Source organism: Mesorhizobium sp. M7A.F.Ca.CA.002.15.2.1, assembly GCF_003998715.1.
Lineage (GTDB): Bacteria > Pseudomonadota > Alphaproteobacteria > Rhizobiales > Rhizobiaceae > Mesorhizobium > Mesorhizobium ciceri.
Genome location: NZ_RZPI01001149.1, coordinates 1 through 820 on the forward strand (window position 1 = coordinate 1; position 820 = coordinate 820).

Here is an 820-nt window from a genome sequence, read left to right on the forward strand (position 1 = left end):
ATCCACGACACGGCGCTGCGGGTGCTGGAAGAGCTCGGCATCAAGGTGCTGCTGCCGCAAGCGCGTGAGCATTTTGCCAATGCCGGCGCCCTGGTCGATCCAGACACCGACATGGTGCGCATCGGCCGTGACATGGTGACGGCGGCACTCGCCTCGGCGCCGAAGTCGATCCACGCTTACGCCGGTTCGCGCGCCCGCGATCTGACGCTGGAGCTCGGCTCGATGACCTTCCTGGCCGGGTGCGGGGCGCCGAACGTCACCGATCTCGAGCGCGGCCGGCGGCCGGGAACACTGGCGGATTTCGAGGATCTGATGCGGCTGGTGCAGCATTTCGATGTGCTGCATATGCTGGGGCCCTGCATCGAACCGCAGGATGTCGACAACCGCTTTCGGCACTATGCCGTCAACCGCGCGCAGTTGACGCTGTCGGACAAGCTCCCGTTCGTCTTCGCGCGCGGAACGCCGCAAGTCGAGGACGGGTTCGAGATGCTGCGGCTGGCGCGCGGCTTGTCGGAAGAGGAGTTTCTGGCAAGCGCGCATTGCTACACCGTCATCAACACCAACTCGCCGCGTCAGCTCGACATTCCGATGGCGCAAGGCATCATCGATTTCGCTCGCGCGGGGCAGGTCTCCGTCATCACGCCGTTCTGCCTGGCGGGCGCCATGGCGCCGATAACGGTCGCCGGCGCGCTGACGCTGCAGCATGCCGAAGCGCTGGCCGGGCTGACGCTGGCGCAGATCGTGAGGCCGGGTGCGCCGGTCGTCTACGGCTCGTTCTCCTCCAATGTCGACATGAAATCCGGCGCGCCCGCCTTCGGCA

1 protein-coding gene is annotated in these 820 nt (G+C 66.5%); it reads left to right on the forward strand.

The window, feature by feature from the left end; translation table 11 throughout:
• Positions 1-820 (forward strand): trimethylamine methyltransferase family protein (locus ENZ74_RS33280; protein ID WP_206522401.1); only part of this gene is annotated, 820 nt, incomplete at both ends.